This is a genomic window from Hyphomicrobium nitrativorans NL23 (assembly GCF_000503895.1).
GTDB lineage: Bacteria > Pseudomonadota > Alphaproteobacteria > Rhizobiales > Hyphomicrobiaceae > Hyphomicrobium_C > Hyphomicrobium_C nitrativorans.
The window spans coordinates 384,471-403,299 of sequence record NC_022997.1 but is presented as its reverse complement, the minus strand read 5'-3'; the positions used below and the strand labels follow the sequence as shown (position 1 = coordinate 403,299).

At 64.7% G+C, this 18,829-nt stretch carries 20 protein-coding genes; 14 read left to right on the top strand and 6 right to left on the bottom strand.

Going from position 1 to position 18,829, the window contains the following annotated elements:
• The first annotated feature begins 2 nt into the window (after nt 1-2).
• Nucleotides 3-653, top strand: coding sequence for a Smr/MutS family protein (locus W911_RS01790; RefSeq protein ID WP_023785798.1), 651 nt, complete (start codon nt 3-5; stop codon nt 651-653).
• A gap of 180 nt (nt 654-833) precedes the next feature.
• Here the strand turns inward: W911_RS01790 and W911_RS01785 are convergent, their stop codons facing one another.
• A complete protein-coding gene (locus W911_RS01785) occupies nt 834-1,358 on the bottom strand; it encodes an invasion associated locus B family protein (RefSeq protein ID WP_023785797.1) in 525 nt (174 codons plus the stop codon).
• Nucleotides 1,359-1,399: 41 nt separating this feature from the next.
• Nucleotides 1,400-1,981 carry an RNA methyltransferase gene (locus tag W911_RS01780; protein WP_023785796.1) on the bottom strand — a complete coding sequence of 194 codons (582 nt, stop codon included), beginning with the start codon at nt 1,979-1,981 and terminating at the stop codon, nt 1,400-1,402.
• Between the two features lie 71 nt (nt 1,982-2,052).
• Between W911_RS01780 and W911_RS01775 the strand changes: the two genes are divergently transcribed.
• Nucleotides 2,053-3,033, top strand: a complete 981-nt coding sequence (locus W911_RS01775; protein WP_023785795.1) for an NADPH:quinone oxidoreductase family protein — start codon at nt 2,053-2,055, stop codon at nt 3,031-3,033.
• A 17-nt stretch (nt 3,034-3,050) separates the two neighbouring features.
• Here W911_RS01775 and W911_RS01770 read toward each other — a convergent pair whose 3' ends face one another.
• Both W911_RS01770 and acnA read right to left on the bottom strand, forming a co-directional pair.
• Entirely contained in the window at nt 3,051-3,833 is a 783-nt protein-coding gene (locus tag W911_RS01770) for a DUF1223 domain-containing protein (protein ID WP_244438560.1), read from the bottom strand.
• A 118-nt stretch (nt 3,834-3,951) separates the two neighbouring features.
• On the bottom strand, nt 3,952-6,681 hold the full coding sequence (gene acnA, locus W911_RS01765) for an aconitate hydratase AcnA (protein ID WP_023785793.1): 2,730 nt from the start codon (nt 6,679-6,681) through the stop codon (nt 3,952-3,954).
• 256 nt (nt 6,682-6,937) lie between these two features.
• Between acnA and ccmA the strand changes: the two genes are divergently transcribed.
• The 5 genes from ccmA (at nt 6,938) to W911_RS01740 (ending at nt 9,863) form a co-directional block, all read left to right on the top strand.
• Nucleotides 6,938-7,594 carry a heme ABC exporter ATP-binding protein CcmA gene (gene ccmA / locus W911_RS01760; RefSeq protein ID WP_041317019.1) on the top strand — a complete coding sequence of 219 codons (657 nt, stop codon included), beginning with the start codon at nt 6,938-6,940 and terminating at the stop codon, nt 7,592-7,594.
• Nucleotides 7,591-8,259, top strand: a complete 669-nt coding sequence (ccmB, locus tag W911_RS01755; RefSeq protein WP_023785791.1) for a heme exporter protein CcmB — start codon at nt 7,591-7,593, stop codon at nt 8,257-8,259. The genes ccmA and ccmB overlap by 4 nt, the downstream gene beginning before the upstream one ends.
• Nucleotides 8,260-8,321: 62 nt before the next feature.
• Nucleotides 8,322-9,074: a heme ABC transporter permease gene (locus tag W911_RS01750; protein WP_041317016.1), complete on the top strand. Its 753-nt coding sequence runs from the start codon at nt 8,322-8,324 to the stop codon at nt 9,072-9,074.
• Nucleotides 9,075-9,078: 4 nt separating this feature from the next.
• Nucleotides 9,079-9,261 (top strand): heme exporter protein CcmD, encoded by a 183-nt coding sequence (gene ccmD, locus W911_RS01745; protein ID WP_023785789.1) that lies wholly within the window; start codon nt 9,079-9,081, stop codon nt 9,259-9,261.
• Nucleotides 9,258-9,863, top strand: coding sequence for a DsbE family thiol:disulfide interchange protein (locus tag W911_RS01740; protein ID WP_023785788.1), 606 nt, complete (start codon nt 9,258-9,260; stop codon nt 9,861-9,863). The genes ccmD and W911_RS01740 overlap by 4 nt, the downstream gene beginning before the upstream one ends.
• 329 nt (nt 9,864-10,192) lie before the next feature.
• On the opposite strand, the gene W911_RS01735 is transcribed toward W911_RS01740, so the two are convergent.
• A complete protein-coding gene (locus W911_RS01735) occupies nt 10,193-10,831 on the bottom strand; it encodes a carbonic anhydrase (RefSeq protein ID WP_023785787.1) in 639 nt (212 codons plus the stop codon).
• Between the two features lie 265 nt (nt 10,832-11,096).
• Between W911_RS01735 and W911_RS01730 the strand changes: the two genes are divergently transcribed.
• On the top strand, nt 11,097-12,683 hold the full coding sequence (locus W911_RS01730) for a SulP family inorganic anion transporter (protein ID WP_023785786.1): 1,587 nt from the start codon (nt 11,097-11,099) through the stop codon (nt 12,681-12,683).
• On the opposite strand, the gene W911_RS01725 is transcribed toward W911_RS01730, so the two are convergent.
• The gene (locus tag W911_RS01725) at nt 12,655-13,587 is read right to left on the bottom strand and encodes a bifunctional hydroxymethylpyrimidine kinase/phosphomethylpyrimidine kinase (protein ID WP_023785785.1); all 933 of its coding nucleotides are present in this window, start codon (nt 13,585-13,587) and stop codon (nt 12,655-12,657) included. The genes W911_RS01730 and W911_RS01725 overlap by 29 nt on opposite strands.
• Before the next feature lie 69 nt (nt 13,588-13,656).
• Between W911_RS01725 and W911_RS01720 the strand changes: the two genes are divergently transcribed.
• The 6 genes from W911_RS01720 (at nt 13,657) to sdhD (ending at nt 18,828) form a co-directional block, all read left to right on the top strand.
• A complete protein-coding gene (locus W911_RS01720) occupies nt 13,657-14,547 on the top strand; it encodes an HpcH/HpaI aldolase/citrate lyase family protein (RefSeq protein ID WP_051388612.1) in 891 nt (296 codons plus the stop codon).
• A gap of 94 nt (nt 14,548-14,641) precedes the next feature.
• Entirely contained in the window at nt 14,642-15,355 is a 714-nt protein-coding gene (locus W911_RS01715; protein ID WP_023785783.1) for a L,D-transpeptidase, read from the top strand.
• 121 nt (nt 15,356-15,476) lie between these two features.
• The gene (locus tag W911_RS01710) at nt 15,477-16,529 is read left to right on the top strand and encodes a MaoC family dehydratase (RefSeq protein ID WP_023785782.1); all 1,053 of its coding nucleotides are present in this window, start codon (nt 15,477-15,479) and stop codon (nt 16,527-16,529) included.
• Between the two features lie 305 nt (nt 16,530-16,834).
• Complete coding sequence (locus tag W911_RS01705) at nt 16,835-17,806, top strand: NAD(P)/FAD-dependent oxidoreductase (protein WP_023785781.1); 972 nt, start codon at nt 16,835-16,837, stop codon at nt 17,804-17,806.
• Nucleotides 17,807-18,025: 219 nt separating this feature from the next.
• The gene (sdhC, locus tag W911_RS01700) at nt 18,026-18,451 is read left to right on the top strand and encodes a succinate dehydrogenase, cytochrome b556 subunit (protein ID WP_023785780.1); all 426 of its coding nucleotides are present in this window, start codon (nt 18,026-18,028) and stop codon (nt 18,449-18,451) included.
• A gap of 2 nt (nt 18,452-18,453) precedes the next feature.
• On the top strand, nt 18,454-18,828 hold the full coding sequence (gene sdhD / locus W911_RS01695; RefSeq protein ID WP_041316155.1) for a succinate dehydrogenase, hydrophobic membrane anchor protein: 375 nt from the start codon (nt 18,454-18,456) through the stop codon (nt 18,826-18,828).
• Nucleotide 18,829: the final 1 nt, after the last annotated feature.

The window sequence follows — 18,829 nt, the reverse complement described above, 5'->3', positions numbered from 1 at the left end:
GAATGGGAAAGAAACCGCCACATCAGCCGCCCCGCCGCCGTCATCTCTCGAAGGAAGACGAAGCCCTTTGGGACTACATGGCCGCGTCGTTGAAGCCCATTCCTGGCAAAAAGACCCGGTACATTGTGGGTGCGGACGATCTCGAAGGCGTTCCCCCATTCGAACTCAAAGCCGACGGCAAGGGCAAGCCCGGCAAAAAATCCGCGCTCAAAGCTCCGCCCCCTCCTCCGCCGACGAGCACCGCCGTCCCGAAGCCGCTATCGGCGACGCCCGCCCTCAATGTCTTCGACCGCAAGGCCGCGCGGAAGCTGCGTCAGGGACGCTTCGAAATCGAAGCACGCATCGACCTGCACGGGATGCGCCAGCACGAGGCACACGCCGCACTCAGGGGCTTTCTGTTCTCTGCCTTCCGGCGCGGGCTGCGCTGGGTGCTGGTGATCACGGGGAAGGGCATCTCGCGCCGCGAACGCGAGGACGCGGACTACGGCTTCGGCACCGTGGAACGTGGCGTGCTGCGCAAGAACGTGCCGATGTGGCTTGCAGAGCCCGAGCTCCGTGCCATCGTGGTGAGCTATACGGCAGCGGCCATTCCTCACGGAGGCGAAGGCGCGCTTTACGTGCAGCTCCGCAACCCCGAGCGCACCCGCCCGTAAGAGACGAGCTGCCGCTCCACCTATTGCGAAACGTCTTAACGCGCGACATCCAGCCCATAGGGCTCGGGAGCAAGGCGACCCGGCGCCAATGCGCCGCCCCCGCGGAGGGCCAGTCCGGTGCGTCCTGGCGAAGCCAAGCTCCGCCTGGACGCACCGGACGAACAGGCCCGTGAGCGAAAATTACGGACAGGCGCTCGCCATTTCCTGTAGCGCCCTCGAAATACCCTGCAGCGAGTAGGTGTCGGTCGTCTGCGTTCCGCGGGCGGACGTGGCCTTCACCACAACCGCGTTGCCCTTTTTAAGGGCCTCGATGAGCTTCAACTCGTCGGTTGCGTCCGCGACATAGGCGCGGTCGTCCTTGGCGAAAAGCTGAAACTCGTCGGTTCCCACCTCGACAGCGACCGGACTGTCCGGCCGGATGGGATAGCCGAGCTTGATGGACACTTCGGACTTGATCCCGTCCTTGGGCCATGCGGAGACATAGAACACGATGGCGGAGCGGTTCGCCCCAGCCGGCTCCTTTGTCTGCGGCTGGGACGCCGCAAAGCAGATCTTGGGATCGTCTCCCGCGCTTTGATGGACAATCCATTGCCCATAGCGCCCTTTCTCGACGGCGCCGTCTGCGCTTTGGGCGGAGAGAGGCGTCGCCCAGAGAAGGGCCACGGCGGAACAGATCAGGGTCGGGATCGAACGAAGTGCCATCATGCGATAATCAACGATTCTCTCAAACTGGCAAAATCGGCTTCTTATACGGGGAGCGAGACCGCTCTGTCATCCACCCGTCCGCCCCCTCCGGTGTTGATCCGGACGGGCGGAACCGGCGTCACCGAGAGGACCCCTTCCGAGATGGGCCGCGCCGCAAACGGCGCGAGGCTCTTGACGCGATCGTACATCACGATTGCGCCCGCCATCGCGACGTTGACACAGAAGCTGGTCGGGATCTTGACGGTGAAGTCGCAGCGTTCGAGCAGCGCGTCGGAAAGCGAGCCACGCTCCGGGCCCAGAACGTAGGCGGCCTGAAGAGGATGGCGGAAGCTCGGCAGATCCACGGCCTCGTCGATCAGCTCGACACCGACCAGACGGCACCCCTTCGGCAGGATCAGATCGGCGGGGGTGTCCCAGTTGTAGTGGGGCAGATGCCAATGTCCCTTGGACGTGTCGGCGCGTGCTTCCAGCGCCTGATACTGCGCGCCGATGGTGAAGGTGAAGCCCGCGCCGAAGGCATGAGCCGACCGCATCAGGTTGCCGAGATTGAGCGCCTTTGAGGAACGCTCGGCGCCGATGGCGAAATAGCCGCGCGCCTTGGGGGGCCAATTGGTGGAGGTCATGAAGGGGCTCGCTTTGCGTAGCGTCTCCCGCTAGGAGGGCTCGTCGGAATTCGTGTCCCCGGAGGTCACACATGAAGGCGGCCCTTTGCAAGACCCTCGACGGCCCGGAGGCCGTGGCCGTGGAGGAGATTGCGGAGCCCGAAGCGGGCGCCGGCGAGGTGGTGGTGCGCGTGCGGGCAGCCGCGCTCAACTTTTTCGACACGTTGATTACGCGCGGAAAATACCAGACGAAGCCGGAGCTTCCCTTCTCTCCGGGCGGCGAAATCGCCGGTGTTGTGGAACGTCTGGGCGCGGGCGTTACGGGCTTCGCGCTGGGCGACCGTGTCGCGGCCGCCGTCGGATACGGCGGCGCGCGCGAGAAGGTGGTCGTCCCCACCGAGAGCCTGATCCCTGTTCCGGCAGGTGTCTCGGACGCGGTGGCCTCGGGCGTCAGCATCACGTTCGGAACCGCGATCCACGGCCTCAAGGATCGCGGCAACGTGAAGCCTGGAGAGACCGTGGCCGTGCTGGGAGCGTCGGGCGGTGCGGGCCAGGCGGCAATAGAGATCGCCAAGCTGATGGGCGCGCGCGTGATCGCATGCGCCTCGTCCGACGACAAGCTCGCGCTCTGCAAAGCGCTGGGTGCCGATGAGGTCGTGAATTACGACACAGCCGATCTCAAGCAGGCGCTGAAGGATCTCACCGGCGGACGCGGCGTGGACGTGGTCTACGACTGCGTCGGCGACCGCTATGCGGAACCCGCGGTGCGCGCACTCGCTTGGGAAGGCCGCTTCCTTGTGGTCGGCTTTGCGGCCGGTGAAATCCCGAAACTGCCGCTCAATCTCCTGATGCTGAAAGGCGCGGCGGCCATCGGCGTGTTCTGGAGCGAAGCCGTGCGGCGCAATCCGGCGGCCCACCGCGCCAACATGGTCCAGGTTCTGGATTGGGTTGCGGCCGGGAAACTCGAACCCCGCATTCACGGGCTCTATCCGCTCGCAGAAGTTCGCGAGGCCATCGGCGTGATCGACCGGCGCGAAGCCGTGGGCAAGGTCGTGCTGACGATGGCCGATTGAGCGGTACGCGCGCCGTCTCAGTTCCCCATCAAGCGAGCCGCGCCGAGGATGGGCCCGGTCTCGGCTTCCTGGATCAGCACGATCAGGTCTTCCGTTTCGGGACGCATGATCGCCGCGCGCGCGAGCCGGATCGTGGCCGGCCGGCCGTTCCACACGCCCACCGGCGTAAGCTCGCGGACCACGTTGTAGTAGGTGAGCGTCTTCCCGGCGTTTTCGCCGCCCTTGATCGGCACATCGACTTTTCTTTGAACGACGGCGAGCCAGATCGTCGCTTCGCGCGGCTCGGCCTCAGGGGCAGCGCCCCCGGTCTCGATGATGATCGTGTTGCCGAAGTGCCAGAAGAGAACGGGGATGCGGCTCGACGAGAGCGCCGTCTCGGTGGCGCGGATGGCACGGTCGATCTCGTTGGCGTCGGAGCCGAGCACCTCCATGGTGCCGTTGACGACAGCTTGCGGCGTAAACACCGTGCCGGTGCCGAACCGCTCCACATACGCGCGCTGCCGCTCGGCGTTGCGCGGACCCGCGAGCGTATCCTTCCAGCCGAGATAATCCCAGTAATCGACGGGGAGCGTGAGCGCGACCATGTCGTCGCGGTCGACGAACGTCTTAAGCAAGGCATCGGCGGCCGGGCAGTCCGCACACCCCTGGCTGGTGAAAAGCTCGATCACCGCCCGCGGCGGCCCGGCGCCGAGCGCGTGTGTCGGTACGGGTTGCTGCGCGGAGACGAGCCCCGTCGCGAGCAGAACGAGCCCGGCGGCGGGAATGACGAGGCGACGCAGCAGACGGACAGTCTTCGACACGGAGGCGCCCTGCAGAAACTGGCGGACCCGGGCCAAGCCCCGGCCGTCACGGAGGGCCCGAGCGGGCCCTCCTGATTGATAGGGTCTCTGAGATCGTGGGTCCAGCCCGCCCGTCTCCCTAGGCCGCCAGATTGCGCAGGACGTACGAGAGGATGCCGCCGTTCTTGAAGTATTCGATCTCGTCGAGCGTATCGATACGGCAGATGAGCGGCACCTTGGACTGGCTGCCGTCGGTTTTGGTGATGATGGCGTCCACGATCTGGCGCGGCTTGAGCCCGGCCACGCCCTTGAGCGTCACGGTCTCGCTGCCGTCGAGCCCAAGCGACTGCCAGCTTGTGCCCGCTTCGAACACGAACGGGATGACGCCCATGCCGACGAGATTCGAACGGTGGATGCGCTCGAACGACTGCGCGATCACGGCTTTGACGCCGAGCAGGTTGGTGCCCTTGGCGGCCCAATCGCGCGAGGAGCCGTTGCCGTACTCCACACCGGCGAACACGACGAGTGGAACCTTCTCCTCCGCGTAGCGCTGCGCGGCATCGTAGATCGCAAGCCGCTCGCCCGACGGATGATGGATCGTGTAGCCGCCTTCGACGACGTTGCCCGCCTCGTCCGTCACCATATGGTTCTTGATGCGGATATTGGCGAACGTGCCGCGCATCATCACCTCGTGGTTGCCGCGGCGCGTGCCGTACTGGTTGAAGTCGCGCGGTTCCACGCCCTCGTCGAGCAGATACTTTCCGGCCGGAGAGGCCGCCTTGATGGAGCCCGCGGGCGAGATGTGGTCGGTCGTGATCTTGTCGCCGAACAGCGCGAGCACCCGCGCGCCTTCGATGTCCGTGATCGGACGCGGCGTTTTCGTGATGCCGTCGAAGTAGGGCGGGTTCTGCACGTAGGTCGACTTGGCGTCCCAGCTATAGGTGAGACCGGTGCTGGTCTTGATGGTGGCCCAGTGCTCGTCGCCGCGGAAAACGTCGGCGTACTTCGACTTGAAGAGATCGCGCGAGATGTTTTCGGCGATGAACTTCTGCACCTCCTGGTTCGAAGGCCAGATGTCCTTGAGGTAGACGGGGCTTCCGTCCGAGCCGAGCCCAAGCGGTTCGGTCGAAAGATCGCGCGTTACCGTTCCGGCGAGCGCATACGCGACGACGAGCGGCGGTGAAGCGAGATAGTTGGCCTGCACGTCGGGGCTCACGCGCCCTTCGAAGTTGCGGTTGCCGGAGAGCACGGCGGCGGCAACGAGACCGTTGTCGTTGATCGTCTTCGAGATCTCTGGCGCGAGCGGGCCGGAGTTTCCGATGCAGGTGGTGCAGCCGAAGCCGACGAGGTTGAACCCGACCTTGTCGAGATAGGGCTGAAGGCCCGCCTTATCGAGATAGGCGGCAACGACCTGGCTTCCGGGCGCAAGCGACGTCTTCACCCAAGGCTTCGACGTGAGTCCCTTCTCCGCCGCGTTGCGCGCAAGCAGACCGGCGGCGATCAGCACCGACGGGTTCGACGTGTTGGTGCAGCTCGTGATGGCCGCGATCACGACATCGCCGTGGCCGAGATCGAAGTCGCGTCCCGCGACGGCAAACCGCTGCTCGGTATCGCCGGTCTTCTTGTATTCGCCCGCAAGCGCGGTGCCGAACCCGTCCTTGACGTCGGAAAGCGCGATGCGCCCTTCGGGACGCTTGGGTCCGGCGAGCGACGGCCCGACCGTCGAAAGATCGAGCGAGAGCGTGTCGGTGAACACGGGATCGGCGGCGTCGGCCGTGCGGAAAAGGCCTTGCGCCTTGGAATAGGCTTCGACCAGCGCCACGCGCTGCGCGTCACGCCCCGAGACGACGAGGTAGTTGAGCGTTTCCGTATCGACGGGGAAGAAGCCGCACGTTGCACCGTACTCGGGCGCCATGTTGGCGATGGTCGCGCGGTCGGCGAGCGTAAGTGTGTTGAGACCCGCGCCGTAGAATTCGACGAACTTTCCGACGACGCCCTTCTTGCGCAGCATCTGCGTGACGGTGAGCACGAGGTCGGTTGCGGTCACGCCCTCTTTGAGCGCGCCTGTGAGCTCGAAGCCGATCACTTCCGGGATCAGCATCGACTGCGGTTGGCCGAGCATCGCGGCCTCTGCTTCGATACCGCCGACGCCCCAGCCGAGCACGGCCAGTCCGTTGACCATCGTGGTGTGGCTGTCGGTGCCGACGAGCGTATCGGGGTAGGCGAGCGTTTCGCCGTTGCCGTTCGTCGCCGTCCACACCGTCTGCGCAAGATATTCGAGGTTCACCTGGTGGCAGATGCCGGTGCCCGGCGGCACCACGCGGAAGTTCGCGAACGCATCCTGCCCCCACTTCAGGAACACGTAGCGCTCGCCGTTGCGCTCGTATTCGAGTTCGACGTTGTTGGCGAACGCCTGCGGATTGCCGAAGTCGTCGACGATCACCGAGTGGTCGATGACGAGATCGACCGGCACCAACGGGTTGATCTTCTTCGCGTCGCCGCCGAGCTTCAGCATGCCGTCGCGCATCGCGGCGAGATCGACGACCGCCGGCACGCCGGTGAAGTCCTGCATCAAAACGCGCGCGGGACGAAAGCCGATCTCGCGCTCCGCCCGGCCCCTGTTGTCGAGCCATTCGGCGGCGCCCTCGATGTCGGCCTTGGTGACCGAGCGGCCGTCCTCGTGGCGCAGCAGGTTTTCGAGCAGCACCTTCATCGCGTATGGCAGCTTCGAAATTCCGGGAAGACCGTTCTTCTCGGCTTCGGGCAGCGAGTAATAGACATACTCCCGACCGTCGACGGTGAGCGTCCTCTTGCAGTTGAAGCTGTCGAGGGAGGCCGGCGCAGAGGTGACGGTCGTGGGTGCGCTCACGTTTTCTTCTCCTTAGAGCAAAGGTGGTTTGTCGGTCGGATGCGGGGCAAGAACATCGGCACCGACAGTCTTCCGAAGGTCGTCTGTGCCCGGGCGGGCGGTTCGCCCTTATTTTTTGCAGTAGCGATACGCGAAGCAAGCCAATTATATAGGCGACGAAAGTCGCAAATTAGCACAGCTCTGCTTGTGAATTTTGCAAACTCACGCGCCTTCCTTTCACAAAACGGCGTGTTCCACGCTGAAGCGGGACGATCGCTTGCAACTCCATGCTGACAATTTGACGGTCGAGCGCGGCACCCGCACGGTGATCGCGAACCTTACGTTTACGGCAAATGCAGGCGAAGCGCTGCTGCTGACGGGCCCGAACGGCGCTGGCAAAACGACGCTGATCCGCACCGTCGCCGGTTTTATCGCGCCGGTCAGCGGAAAAATTGCACTCAAAGGCGACGTCGGGGATCGGGATATTGCCGAGCTGTGTCACTACGTCGGTCATTTGACGGGCGTGAAAGCCAACCTTACGGCAGAGCAGAACCTCGCGTTTTGGGCGGAGTATCTCGGCGGAGAAACGACGCGCGCGATGGCCGAGCGTGTGGACGATGCGCTCGACGCGTTTGGCCTTCTCGGACTGGCCGACTATCCGGCCGGTCTGCTTTCGGCCGGACAGAAGCGCCGGCTCGGTCTCGCCCGCCTTCTCGTGGCGGAGCGGCCGATCTGGCTGCTCGACGAACCGACCGTGTCGCTCGATGCCGCATCGACGACGCTGCTGGCCGGACTCATTCAAAGACACTTGGCAAACGACGGTCTCGTGATCGCTGCGACGCACCTGCCGCTGGGGCTCGAACAGCCGAGCTATCTCCGGCTGGGGCCGACAGCGCCAACGGTCGAAGGATCCGCGCAAGGAGCGGCACTATGAGCGGCTTCCTCGCGCTCCTTCGTCGCGACCTGATGCTCGCGGTCCGCGAAGGCGCGGCACTCGGCACGGCGCTCGGCTTCTATCTCGTCGTCGTCGCCATGCTGCCGCTCGGCCTCGGCCCGGACTTGAAACTTCTGTCCCGCATCGCGCCGGGCGTGTTGTGGATCGCGCTCCTGCTTGCCGCGCTGCTCTCGTTGCCGCGCATGTTCGAGGCCGACCACGAGGACGGCTCGCTCGAAGTGATGGCCACCGCGCCGCTTCCGCTCGAACTTGCCGTCGCGGCCAAGGCACTCGCCCACTGGATATCGACCGGCATCCCGCTCGCCCTCATGGCCCCCGTGCTGGGGCTGATGCTGAACTTGGAGCTGTCGCTGACGCCGGTGCTCGTCGCCACCATGCTGGCCGGCACCCCGGCCGTGAGCTTCCTCGGCAGCATCGGCGCGGCCTTGACGCTCAAGGCCCGCCGCGGCGGCCTGCTCCTCGCGCTTCTGGTGCTGCCGCTGTACGTGCCGACCCTGATTTTCGGCATCTCCACCATAGGCTTCGCGAGCGTCGGCCAGGACGGGTTCTCGGCGTCGTTGCTGGTGCTGATGGCCGTATCTGTGGCCTCGATCGCGCTGGCGCCGGTGGCCGCCGCCGCCGCCCTTCGTCTCCAGGTGTCTTAACTCTCGTACAGATAGGCGATCTCCGAATTGCAGTCCCTTGCGCAAAGCCTTAGATGAGCCCCATGCAAACTTTGACCCAACGCTTGGCAAATCCAACCCGCTTCATGGCGTTCTCACGCGCCATCCTGCCGTGGCTGGCGGCCGCCTCGGTCCTCCTCATCGCCTATGCGATGTATCTGGTCTTCTTCGTCGCCCCGCCGGACTACCAGCAGGGCGAGACGGTCAAGATCATGTACATCCACGTCCCCTCGGCGTGGCTCGCGCTCGGGGGCTACGCGATCATCGCCATGTCGAGCTTCGGCCTCTTGGTGTTCCGCCATCCGCTGGCGGACGTCTCGGCCAAGGCCGCCGCTCCCATCGGCGCGGCGTTCACGCTCGCGGCTCTGATCACCGGTTCTCTCTGGGGCAAGCCCATGTGGGGTACCTACTGGGTCTGGGATGCGCGCCTCACCTCGGTGCTGATGCTGTTCTTCCTCTATCTCGGCCTCATCGCGCTCCGTTCGTCGTTGGAAGACGAAGCGCTCGCGAGCAAGCTCACCGCCGTGCTCGCGCTCGTCGGTGTCTCCGTTCTGCCGATCATCAAGTTCTCGGTCGACTGGTGGAACACGCTGCATCAGCCGTCCACCGGCTTCACCTCCACCGTCGATGCCTCGATGCGCACGCCGCTTCTGATCTCGGCCGCGGGCTTCCTGCTGCTGTTCATCGCCCTGCACTTGAAGGCGATGCAGAACGAAATCATGCGCCGCCGCGTGAAGGCGATGCGTGTTGCGGAAGTCGAGCGTGGCGATCGCCTCATGTCGGCGGGCGCGGAGTAGAACCATGGATCTCGGACCGCACGCAGCTTTCATATGGGCGTCCTACGGCGCCTTCGTTCTGATCCTGATGCTTTTGATCTGCTGGATCTGGATTGACGGCCGGCGTCAGGCGCGCGCGCTTGCAGATGCGGACCGGCGCGGCGGAAGACGCCGTTCGGGTGGCGGCGCTCAGGAGGGAACGCGATGACGGCCGGCACAGGCGCACCACGGCCCGCGCGCAAGCGGCGCGGCTGGTCCATGGCGCCTCTCATCATCTTCGCGATCATCGCGGCACTCTTTGCGTTTGCGCTGACGGCGGGCGACCCGAGCAAGCTGCCCTCCGCACTGATCGGCAAGCCCGTCCCCGCGACGGAATTCCCGCCGCTGGAGGACCTGGTCGAAAACGGCAAGCCCGTCCCCGGTTTCGGCGCCGCCGATCTTGGCCGGGGCAAGGTTTCGGTCGTGAACTTCTGGGCGTCCTGGTGCGTGCCCTGCGTCGAGGAGCACCCGCTTTTGATCGAGCTCCGGCAGCGGACGGGCGTCGATATTTACGGCGTCAACCACAAGGATCAGCCGACGAACGGCCGTCGGTTCCTGGGCCGCTATGGCAATCCCTATACGGCCGTCGGCACGGATCGCACCGGCCGCGCCGCCATCGAATGGGGTGTGTATGGGATGCCCGAGACGTTCGTGATCAACGGCCGCGGCGAGATCGTCCATAAGCACGTCGGGCCGATCTCGAAGGAAAGCCTCGAACGCCAGCTTCTCCCCGCCATCGCCGCCGCCCGCGAGACCGCCGCGACGCAGTAGCCGTTTCGAGCAAGTGGCCCTGGGTCCCGGCTCTCGCTGCGCTCGGCCGGGATGACAAGAGGATGCGCGGAGCGCCCTCAAGCGTCCCGCCACTTGCGTCCGAAACGCAAAACAGCGCTTCAGCGCTCGGGGCGCGACCGCGCCCCCGGCGCAAATGCGCCGGCCCTCCACGAAGCACCCGGCCCCTTATCCGAAGCCTCTCGCCACTTGTGTACGAACCCAACAGCAGCGCATCAGCGCTTGGGAGCAAAGCGACCCGCGGCAAATGCCGCGGCCATCCACCCGCACCCGGCCCGTTATCCGAAGCTTCGCGCCACTTGCGTACGAAACTACAACGAGAAAAACTCCCCCCGAGAGTGGTTCAACACCCGCAGATCGCCGGACTTGATGTCGAAGTAGGCGCCGTGCAGCGACAGCCGGCCCTTGTCTTCAACCTCCTTCACGAACGGGAACGTGCGCAGATTGTTGATGGAGGTCTTGATGCCCTCCCGCTCCAGTGCCGAGAGCTGCTCGGCCTTGGGGGCCATCTGATGGGCGGAAAGCACCTTGAGGCGCGCATCGTCCAGCATCGACATCCAGCGCGAGATGAACTGCGCCTCCGTCTGGATCGCGGCGCTCTGGTCGAGGGCGGCTTTCACGCCGCCGCATCCCGAATGCCCCATGATGACGATGTGCTTCACGCGCAGATTGAGCACGGCGAATTCGATGGCCGCGCTGACGCCGTGGAACAGGCCGCCCTTTTCGAACGGCGGGACGAGGTTGGCGACGTTCCGGGCCACGAACAGTTCGCCCGGCATCGCGCTGAAGACCGTCTCGGGATCGACCCGGCTGTCGCAGCAGGAGATGACCATGACCTGAGGGCTCTGGCCGTACGTGGCAAGCTCTTCGTACTGGTCGGCGTTGGGGACGAAATGGCGGTGCTTGAAGCGGCGAAAGCGGTCCGTGAGTTGTTCGGGGAAGCTCGACATGCAGCGGGTTCCAAACTTGGGGTGGGCCTCGCGATCATCGCGGATCGTCCATCCACCCATGCCAAGGAGTGGTGCCGGATGCAATCGGGCACATCGGCCGCGGGTTCCAAAAGGCATGGTAAACCCGGAGTTCCGCCATGCCGCATCGGTTGCGGCGCGGAAGGCGACCCGCTATCGTCCGCCCGCATCGGGGCACAGCCGTAGAAAACAACGGCATTTCAAAGGGGCGCGCCGGCCGCTCACCAAAGGCTAGGCGTGATTTGTCATGACTTCATCGCCATCGGGGTCCGCGTCCACGTCTTTCTCGGCGACCATCGGTAAGGATTTCCTCGCCTCGATCGTCGTTTTTCTGGTGGCCCTTCCGCTCTGTATGGGCATCGCCATCGCATCCGGCCTGCCGCCCACGGCGGGGATCATCACCGGCATCATCGGCGGCATCGTCGTCGGCTTCTTGGCCGGCTCCCCGCTTCAGGTTTCGGGCCCCGCTGCGGGCCTTACGGTTGTCGTCCTTCAACTCGTGCAGGAACACGGCGTCGAGATGCTCGGCGTCATCGTTCTTTTCGCGGGCCTGCTTCAGTTGGCGGCCGGTCTGTTCAAGCTGGGTCAGTGGTTCCGCGCCGTCTCGCCCGCGGTGATCCACGGTATGCTGGTCGGCATCGGCGTCCTGATCCTTGTCTCGCAGTTCCACGTGATGCTGGATATGAAGCCGATCGGCACCGGCATCGAGAATCTGATCGGCATCCCCGGCGCGCTCATGACGGCCCTCACATCGGGCGGCCCGCACTTTGCCGCTGGCCTCATCGGCTTTCTCACCATCGCCGTGATCTTCGGCTGGGGCAGCTATGCGCCAAAATCGCTGCGCGTGATCCCCGCGCCGCTGGTTGGCGTGCTCGTCGGCATGACGACCGCCGTCGCGCTGGGCCTCGATATCGCCTACGTCTCGGTGCCGGACAACATCTGGTCCGAGACCATCTTCCCGACGCCAGAGCGGATGATGCGTGTGCTTGAGCCCGCCATCATGGTCGGTGTCGTCTCGATTGCCTTCATCGCGAGCGCGGAAACCCTTCTCTGCGCCACCGCCGTGGACCAGATGCACTCGGGCCCGCGTACCAAGTACGACAAGGAGCTGTCGGCCCAGGGCGTCGGCAATACGCTTTGCGGCGCGCTTGGCGTGCTGCCGATGACGGGTGTGATCGTGCGCTCGGGCGCCAACGTGGAAGCCGGCGCGTTGACGCGCAACTCGGCCATCCTGCACGGCGTCTGGCTTTTGGTTTTTGCGAGCCTCATTCCCTTCACGCTGCGCTACGTGCCGGTCTCCACGCTGGCCGCTGTGCTCGTGTTCACGGGCTACAAGCTGGCCTATCCCAAGATCGTGCCCGCGCTCATGAAGTTCGGCAAGGGCGAGGTGATCATCTTCGTCGTCACCGTCGTGACGATCGTGCTGACCGATCTCCTGAAGGGCGTCGTGCTTGGCCTCGTGCTCTCGCTCGCCAAGCTGCTCTACGCCTTCTCGCACCTCGTGATCCGCAAGGAAGAGAACCCGGAGGAGAACCGCGTCGACCTGCATCTCTCGGGCACGGCGACATTGATCCGTCTCCCGATGCTGGCCCGCGCTTTGGAAGAGCTGAAGCCCGACGCGAAGGTCCACGTGCACATCGAGGATCTCGATTACATCGACCACGCGTGCATCGACCTGCTGTCGAGCTGGGACCGCCAGCACAAGATCAGCGGCGGATCGCTGGACATTCAGTGGGAAGGGTTGACCGAGAAGTACAAGAACCGGACGGCGGAAGCATTCCGCACCGCCCGCAACAATCCGCTGATCACGGGCCGCTTCCCGCAAAAGACGTAAAGGGAAGCGGCGCTTCCGTATGCCAGGGCGTGGGGTCCGCGAGCGAAAGCTCGTCCCCGCCCCGGCTCGCCGCGATGGCGCGTGCAACGCCTGCCACCGCCCGCCCGGCCGCGTCCGAAAGAGCGGCCGATGGGCTGCTTCCGAGCACGTGCCCGGCAAACAGCGCCGTCAGAAGATCGCCGGTTCCGTGAGGCGCGTACGGGCAGTGCTCCACCGCTGCCACAGCCGCCCGATCCTTCGTCACCAGCACATTCGCGAGCATGCCCTCGGCCGCAGGGATTGAACTCGCCAGCACCGCAGTCCGCCCGAGCGTCCGCGCCGCGGCGGCTGCGTCGGAAGGATTGGCCACAACGCGGCCGGATAGAAAATCGAGTTCGAATGCGTTCGGCTTGAGATACGTGGCGAGCGGAACCAGGTGCTCGCCCACGGCACGGGCCACACCCTCCGGAACGTAGAGCCCGCCCGGCATGTCCCCGAGCACGGGATCGCAGAAAAGCGGCACATCCGGTTTCTGCCGCCGTGCGCGGAGCACGAGCGAGGCTGCCACGTCCACGTGCTCCCGGCTCGGCAGATAGCCGGTGAGGACGGCATCGGCCGCGCCGAGCCATCCGTTCGCGTCCAGCGCCTCGATCATGGCGAGTAGCGTCTCGGGGGCGGTGGGTGTGCCGGCCACGCGGCCGTAGCCGAGGTGGCTCGACAACAGCACCGTCGGCAGTTCGATCGTTTCGTGGCCGAGGCGCGTGAGCGCGGCCCTGACGGCCCGAAGACCGACGCTGCCGCGCGCGACCAGCGACGAAACTGCGATGACAGTGGCCATGAGCCGTCCCCGAAGCGTGCGCGCCTGACGATAGACGGCCGCGAGGCGGCGGCACACGAAAAATCCGCGAGGGGCGGGCTGCCGCATTGGCCACCTTTCGTCGATGGACTAATGTTGCATTGCAGCATTGATCTCGAACGCATATTTGGATCGGCCATGGCTCTCATTCGTCCTCGACGCAGTGTCCTCTACATGCCCGGCGCCAACGAGCGCGCGCTGGAGAAGTCGCGCACGCTCGCAGCCGATGCGTTGATTCTGGATCTTGAGGACTCGGTCGCGCCCGACGCCAAGATCGAAGCGCGCGCCAAGGTCGTCGAGGCGGTGAGAGAGGGCGGATACGGACGCCGCGAGGTTGTGATCCGTCCCAACGCGCTCGAAACGGCCTGGGGCACCGCCGATATCATGGCCGCCGCCGCGGCCGCTCCGGATGCAATCCTGATCCCCAAGGTTCAGCACCCGGGCGACATCATCAGCGCCGCAAAGATCCTGAAGTCGGTCAACGCGCCCGAAAAGACCAAGCTATGGGCGATGATGGAGACGCCGCAGTCCATTCTGCATGCGGCCGATATCGCGGCCGTCGGCGCGGACCCCGAGAACCGGCTCGTTTGCCTTGTCATGGGCACAAACGACCTGTTGAAGGAAAGCCGGGCCCGCGCATTGCATGATCGGTTCGCCGTCGTGCCCTGGCTCGCCATGACGGTTGTAGCAGCCCGTGGCTACGGCCTCGATATCATCGATGGCGTCTACAACGACTTCCGCGACGAAGCGGGCTTCCGCAAGGAATGCGAGCACGGCCGCACCCTTGGCATGGATGGCAAAACGCTGATCCACCCGTCGCAGATCGCGCCCTGCAACGAAATTTTCTCCCCCTCCGAAGAGGAGGTAAATTGGTCGAGGACGATCATCCGCGCCTTCGAAGAGCCCGAAAACAGGGTCAAGGGCGTCATCACGGTGGATGGCAAGATGGTCGAGCGCCTCCATCTCGTGCAGGCACAGCGCACGGTTGCCATCGCCAACTCGGTCAAAGAGATCGAGGAGTGGTTCTAGGCGGAACGCCCTCGAAAGGGGCAATTCCCGCCGTGATCCAATCTGGGGCCTGTCGCCGTAACTTACAGAAATATCAATAAAATACAGGGTGGCTATGCAGCGTAACGTGATTGGAATGGGCCTCGCCATGCGCAGGCTCGGGCTGCTCGTGGTAGCTGTGGCCTCGTCAGGCTGCGCCACCCTCGACATGCCCATGCCTCTCGACATGGATGCCTATACGGCCATGTACGGCCCGCTGCCGGAGGAACGGTTTCCGATTCCGGCGACCAGGATCGCCAACGTCGATCCCAAATACTTGCGCACGCAAGTCCGCTACGAAACTGCGGAGCATCCCGGCACGATCGTCGTCGATACGACCAACCGCTTCCTCTATCTCGTGCAGGACGGCGGTATGGCAATGCGCTACGGCATCGGCGTCGGGCAGGCTGGGCTCGAACTCGAAGGGTCCGCGATTGTCGCCAGAAAAGCCGAATGGCCGCGCTGGACCCCGACGCAGGACATGATCCGGCGCAATCCCGAGGTCAACGCCCAATGGGCGGGTGGCATGCAGCCGGGCCTGACCAATCCGCTCGGAGCGAGAGCGCTTTACCTTCACCGCGACGGGCGGGATACGCTGTTCCGCATTCACGGCACCTCCGAGCCCCGGTCCATCGGAAAGGCCATTTCGAGCGGATGCATCAGGCTGTTCAATCAGGACATCGTCGATCTCTACCGCCGCGTGCCGGTGGGCTCCAAGGTCGTCGTCCTCCAGAATAATGTGGCCGTCAGCGACAGCGGCGGCGCTTCCCCATCCGACCGGGCCCTCTGACCTTTTTCGAGGGAGGCCAGCAACCTCGGTTGCCGCGTTGCGGGCGGAATCGCGCACTCGCCTCGCGAGGCCAAAAGTGGCATAGGACGGCGCGAACAAGATTTCGAGGCGAGACGGACCGATGAGCAAGACGAACCCCGGCAACTTCTTCGAGGACTACAGCGTCGGGCAGATCCTGAACCACGCGACGCCGCGCACCCTGACGGAAGGCGATGTGGCCCTCTACACGAGCCTTTACGGCCCCCGCTTCGCCGTGCAGTCGTCGGACGAATTCGCAAGGCGCCTCGGCTACCCGCGCTCTCCGGTCGACGATCTGCTGCTGTTCCACGTCGTGTTCGGCAAGACCGTCCCCGACGTTTCGCTGAACGCCATCGCCAATCTCGGCTACGCGGGCGGCCGCTTCCTGAAGCCCGCCTATCCCGGAGACACGCTTTCGACGGTCTCCGAGGTCATCGGCCTCAAGGAAAACTCCAACAAGGAAACGGGCACCGTCTACGTCCGCTCCACGGGCCGCAATCAGCGCGGCGAAGTCGTGCTCGAATACACGCGCTGGGTCATGGTGCGGAAGCGCGACAAGGCGTCTCCGGCCCCTGAAGCCGTCGTGCCGCAGCTTGCCGACCGCGTGGATCCGAAAGACATCGGCGCCGCCGTGCCCGCGCTCGATATTTCCGCATACGATTACGCCCAGGCGGGCGCGCCCTATCGCTGGGGCGACTATGAGGTGGGCGAGAAGATCGACCACGTCGACGGCATGACGCTCGAAGAAGCCGAGCATCAGATGGCGACGCGCCTCTATCAGAACACCGCCAAGGTGCACTTCAACCAGCACACGGAATCGAAGGGCCGTTTCGGCAAGCGCATCGTCTACGGCGGCGTGACGATCTCGCTCGCACGCGCGCTCTCGTTCAACGGGCTCAACAACGCGTTCCACATCGCCGCCATCAACGGCGGCCGCCACGTCGCGCCGCTGTTTGCAGGCGATACCGTCTACGCATGGTCGGAAGTCCTCGAAAAGGCAGAGCTGCCGGGACGCACCGATGTCGGCGCACTCCGCACCCGCCTCGTCGCCGTCAAGAACCAGGACGCGAGCACGTTCCCGTTCAAGAAGGACGACGGCGGCTACGCGGACGGCGTGATCCTCGACCTCGACGTCTGGCTCGTGCTGCCGCGCTAGACCATGATCGTTTCAGGCCCTATCGGCCTGAAACGTGAATCATCGGTCTTATCGAAGATCATCCCGTAACGCGGATCGTTTGAGCGTGGCGCGCTCGGTGAGGCGCGATTCTCGACGGCTCGCGCGCGTTGTGTATAGTTGGCGACGAAAGTCGAATCACGTCCTGCAGGAGGTGACATGCGGCAGGGTGGGGGCCCTGTCCGTCGTTCCGGCGTCATCGACAAAATTTCAGGTGTGGAACGTGGGCACTGGCGGATGGCGTGCAGCCGTCCTCGGAGGGGGCGAGGCAACTCGTCGAGCAATTTTTGACGCATAAAGTGGCTGTCATTGGAGCGGGCCTGGCGGGTCTTTCGTGCGCATCCTACCTGCGGCGTGCCGGCTGCTTCGTCGATGTCTTCGAGCAGGAACGGGGCATCGGCGGTCGCGTTGCGACAGCGCGCGTCGGCATGGTCCCGTTCGATTCCGGCGCGCAGTACCTCACCGCGCGTTCGGACGTATTTCGAAACTATATCAACGAGCTGGTCTCGTCGGGTTATGCGGCGCGCTGGGACCCCAAGGTGTCCTCGGGCGAGACGAAGGGCATTCAGCTTCACACGTGGTATGTCGGAACGCCCGGCATGAGCTCCATCGTACGTCCGCTGGCCGAGAGCGTGCGCGTCCACACCAGCCGCAAAGTGCACACGCTGTCTCAGACCGACAAGGGCTGGACGATCTGGTTCGACGACCAGACGAACGTCGGCCCCTTCGCAGCCGTTGCTGTCGCCATCCCGGCGCCTGCCGCGCGGCTTCTGCTTGGCCGGATCGAAGGCATGGTCGAAGCGCTCTCGCGCGTCAGGATGCAGCCGACGTGGTCCGTCATGGTGCGCCTCGACCGGCAAACGCTGCCCGAGCAGGATGTTTACTCCGACATGTCGGAAGTGCTGCGCTGGATTGCGCGCAACAGCTCGAAGCCGGGCCGCAAGCCGCAAGGCGAAATGATCGTGATCCACGCGTCGCCCGCTTGGAGCCGTGAAACCGAGGATGCCGACCCGGAAGCCGTCGCGGAGGAGCTTTGGGGCGAGGTGACGCGCCAGCTTGGCCTGCCCGCGGTCGCACCTCAGCAAATGCTTGCGCACCTCTGGCGTCATGGATTGGTGGAACAGTCTCTCGGCGATACGTTCATCTATTCGACGCACTACAAGGTGGGAACCGCCGGAGACTGGTGTCTCGGACGGCTTGCAGAGCACGCGTACGAAAGCGGACAAGGCTTGGGCCGGGCCATCGTTAATTCGCTATAGGTCGCGGCCTTGCACGCCATGATGCGCTCTGACGCGGTTTTCGAGCCCTTTGGCGAATTGCGTCGCGTAGGGTCGGCGCGCTAAAAGGCCAGGAGGACTTACGGAATTGTTTGTTGCCGTGGACGCGGCATGGCCGCGTGCGGCCGTCTGCGATGAGCGGCAGACCGATTGTAAGGCCCGCAAGGGCCGCGCCAATGTCTTGCGGGGGACGAGGAACTGATGGCTGAAGCCAAAGCCGAGAGAGGCGCGAAAGCGGAACGCCCGCTTTCGCCGCATCTTCAGGTCTATCGACCTGAGATCAACATGGTGATGTCGATCGTCCATCGCATCACCGGGTCGGCCCTATATTTCGGCACCGTGATCGTCGCTTGCGTTCTTATGGCCGTGGCGACGGGCGCAGAGGCGTACGATTACGTGACGGGTCTGCTCTCCACGTGGTTCGGTCAGCTCGTGCTGCTCGGTTACACGTGGGCGCTTCTTCATCATCTCGCTGGCGGCCTGCGCCATTTTCTTTGGGATACGGGCCGCGGCTTCGATCTCAAGACCATCGATCTTCTGTCGTGGGCGACGCTCGCGTTTTCGGCGACGGGCACGGTGCTGGTTTGGGGATACGCCCTCTTCTTTGCGGGAGGTGCCGCGCCGTGACCATGCGAACGCCGCTCAAGAACGTGCGCTACCTCGGCTCGGCGAAGGAGGGCACGGATCACTTCTGGACTCAGCGCGTCACGGGCGCCGCCAACGCGCTGCTCGCCGCGTTCGCCGTCTGCCTCGCGCTCTCCCTCGTCGGTGCCGATTACGCAACCGTGAAAGCGACGCTGGCTAAGCCGCTTGTCGCGCTGCCGCTGCTGCTTTTCGTGGTGTCTGCCGCCATCCATATGCGCCTCGGCATGCAGATCGTCATCGAGGACTATGTCCACGGCGAAGGCGCGAAGATTGCGCTCGTCGTCGCCAATACGTTCTTCGCGGTCGCCGTCGGCGCGGCCGGCGTGTTCTCCATTCTCAAGATCGCCTTCGGAGGCTGAG